Below are 3,253 nucleotides of genomic sequence, written 5' to 3'. Positions count from 1 at the left end.
GTGCTGGCCCGCGTTATAGCTTCCGGTATTGGTGCTGCCCGCGTTGACGAAACCGGTGTTATAGCTGCCGCCGTTGCTCAGACCGGTGTTGGTGCTGCCCGCGTTGACGAAGCCCCTATTCAAGATGCCGCTGTTCTCGATGCCGGTATTTCCGGCACCGGCGTTGCCGAAGCCCCAGTTTTCGCTGCCTGAGTTTCCGATGCCGATGTTGCCGGTGCCCGAATTGAACAAGCCCACATTTTCGGTGCCTGAGTTGAACAAGCCGATGTTGGCGCCGCCCGAGTTGAGCGCGCCAAGCCCCACTTTGCCGTTTCCGGTGAGCCCGATCCCGATATTGTTGCTTCCGGTGTTGGCAAAACCGACATTGAAGTCGCCGGCGTTGGCGAAGCCAATGTTGGAGTTACCGGCGTTCCAGAAGCCCCGATTATGTGTGCCGGCGTTTCCGGGGCCGATGTTGTAGTCGCCCAGATTTCCGGAGCCGAAGTTGTCGATGCCGATACTTGCGAAGCCGAGGTTGCCGTCGCCAACGTTTCCGCTGCCGATGTTGGTGCTGCCAATGTTGCCGCTGCCGAGGTTGGCGTTACCGATGTTTGACCTGCCGAGGTTCGTGTTTCCGAGATTGCCGCCGCCGAAGTTGGAGTCGCCGACGTTGGCGTTGCCGATGTTCGCACCCCCGTGGTTGGCGAAGCCGAGGTTTAGTGACGACGGGCCGCCGCGGAAGCCCGACAGCTCACTGCCGGTGTTAAGGGCACCGGAGACAAAGGCGGGCACGGTGGCATTCAGCAGGCTCTCGTTGAACCCGCCCGAGATAGTGTTGCCGGAGTTCACCAGGCCCGATTCCAGCGCGCCTGCGTTGTAGTAGCCCGAGATTCCGACGTCCGATGAGTTGAAGAAGCCCGAAGTATTAGCGCCGGAATTGGCGAAACCCGACGCACTACCGGAACCGGCGTTGAAGAAGCCCGACGACGGGATGTCGGTAGAGTTTCCGAAGCCCGGAGCCATCAGGCCCTGATAATTTCCTCGCCACAACAGGCCGTTGCTGTAATTGCCCGAGATCAATGCGCCGGTGTCGGCGTTGCCGGTGTTTGCCACGCCGGTGTTGTAGTCGCCCCTGTTCAAAAAGCCGGTGTTGTAGCTGCCGCCGTTGAAGCCGCCGGTGTTGGTGCTCCCCGGGTTGTAGCTACCCGTGTTGTAGCTGCCCGCGTTCGCGACGCCGGTATTGGCTACGCCCGAGTTGAACAAGCCGGTGTTTGCTTCACCCGAGTTGCCGATGCCGGTGTTGTAGCTGTTACCCGAGTTGCCAATGCCCCAGTTTCCGGTGCCCGAGTTCCCGATGCCGACGTTTCCGGTGCCCGAGTTGAAAAGGCCGACATTGCCGGTGCCCGAGTTCAGGCCGCCGAGACCGGTCCGGCCGTTGCCGGTCAGCCCGATACCGATATTTCCGTCGCCGGTGTTGCCGAAGCCGATGTTTCCGTCGCCGGTGTTGCCGAAGCCGATGTTGGTGCTGCCCGTATTGCCCCACCCGATGTTGCGGCTGGCCGGGGTCGACGAGGGGCCGGTGTTGCCGAACCCAATGTTCGCATTGCCGACATTTCCGCTGCCGATGTTGGTGCTGCCGATATTTGCGGAGCCGATATTGAAGCTGCCGATGTTGCCATTGCCGATGTTTCCGCTACCCATGTTGGCGAATCCCAGGTTCAAGCCCGCCCTACTAAGCGGGCGGGCAAAGGCTAAGGCCGGGCTGGCGGAGCCCGTAACGGACTCTGCCCCGGCCCGCTGCCCGGGCAGGCCCGCGAGCGCATGCGGCGTCGGGGGGAACGGGGTCAACATCGTGGCGACCGCCGAAGCCTCGGCGTGGTAGTCGAACATTGCGGCCACATCCTGGGCCCACATCTGCTCATATTCGGCCTCGACGGCGGCGATCGCCGGGGCGTTTTGGCCCAACACGTTCCAGGCCACCAGCCTTAGCAGCCGGGTCCTGTTGACCGAGATAGTCCCCGGATGCACGGTGGCCGCTCGCGCAGCCTCGAACGCGGCTGCCGCTAACCGGGCTTGGGCGGCTGCCTGCTCGGCCTGCAGTGCGGCCGCGTTCAACCAGCCCACGTGGGTTGCGGCCGCGTCGGCCATCGTCGCCGCGGCCGGTCCCTGCCACGACGAACCCGCCAGACCGAAGGTCAGCGATGAGAACGCGAATGCGGACGAGCCGAGCTCGGCGGCTAACCGCTGCCATGCTGCCGCCGTCGCCAGCATCGGCGCCGAACCCGCGCCGGCAAACATCCGCGCCGAATTGTGCTCCGGCGGCAACCCCGCGAAATCCATCACATCTCCCTAAGCCGAAGCAGATGGCGGCGCCGCGCCGGCGGGCGGTGTGGCGGCATCTCTGCTGGCCGGTGGTTGTCTCGGCCGAGAATGCTCGGCGGCGCCAGGCGGTATCACCGCAATTCATAGTGAATATCGGGCAATCCGCAACTGGCCTCTCGTTCGTTCGCCGCCCGGGGCGGCGGTGACCGCGGAGCTGGGCCCGGACCCGCTGTCATCCTGAAAAGATCAGCAGCACAGCATATTTCGATGGTCAACACGGCCTCGTCAAAACTCCCGCCTGGGAGCCGGCGGCTGTGTTGTCCTCCCCCAATGGGGGGAGAAAATTTCAACCCTCGAATCCGCCTTTCGGCCGAGGGTGCGGTGGCCCGAATGAGGTGATGGTGATCGGTGGAGTACTGGCTCGGTAGCCAAAGACACTCGGACAAAGGGGATCGAAGTGATGTCGTTCGTGGTGGCTAGCCCAAAGGTACTGGCCGCGGCAGCGGCGGATGTGTTGCGGATCGGTTCAAACCTGCGTTCAGCAAATGCGGCGGCAGCGATTTCGACGGTTGCGGTGTCGGCGCCGGGTGCCGATGAGGTCTCGGCGGCGGTGGCGTGGCTGTTTTCCGGGCATGGCCAGGCCTATCAGAGTTTGAGCGCTCAGATGGCGGCGTATCACGACTATTTTGTGGGGACTCTCAAGTGGAGTGCGGATGTGTATACCGTCGCCGAAGCCGCCAATGCGTCGCCTTTGCAGACCGGGGGACAGGGCGTGCTCAGCTTGATCAATGCGCCCTCCGAGGCGTTGGTGGGGCGGGCGTTGGTCGGTAACGGTGCCGACGGGGCCAGTGGGCCGGTGGGGCAGCCGGGTCAGCCGGGCGGGATCTTGTATGGCGACGGCGGAAATGGTGGCAGTAGCAGCGCTGCTGGAGCTGCGGGGGGCGCTGGCGGG

The 3,253-nt window shown here is 64.0% G+C and carries 2 protein-coding genes; one reads left to right on the top strand and one right to left on the bottom strand.

The window, feature by feature from the left end; all coding sequences use genetic code 11:
- Positions 1-2,319, bottom strand: a 2,319-nt coding sequence (locus tag BST40_RS27550; protein ID WP_142276837.1) for a PPE family protein, incomplete at its 3' end; no start/stop codon positions are given.
- 442 nt (positions 2,320-2,761) lie between these two features.
- Here BST40_RS27550 and BST40_RS32675 point away from each other — a divergent pair.
- Positions 2,762-3,253: PE family protein (locus BST40_RS32675; protein ID WP_142276836.1), on the top strand; the 492-nt coding region annotated here is incomplete at its 3' end.

It is taken from the genome of Mycobacterium persicum, assembly GCF_002086675.1.
GTDB classification, from domain to species: Bacteria; Actinomycetota; Actinomycetes; order Mycobacteriales; family Mycobacteriaceae; genus Mycobacterium; species Mycobacterium persicum.
Note: the sequence above shows the minus strand (reverse complement) of the source record. Positions and strands in the feature narration are given on the sequence as shown.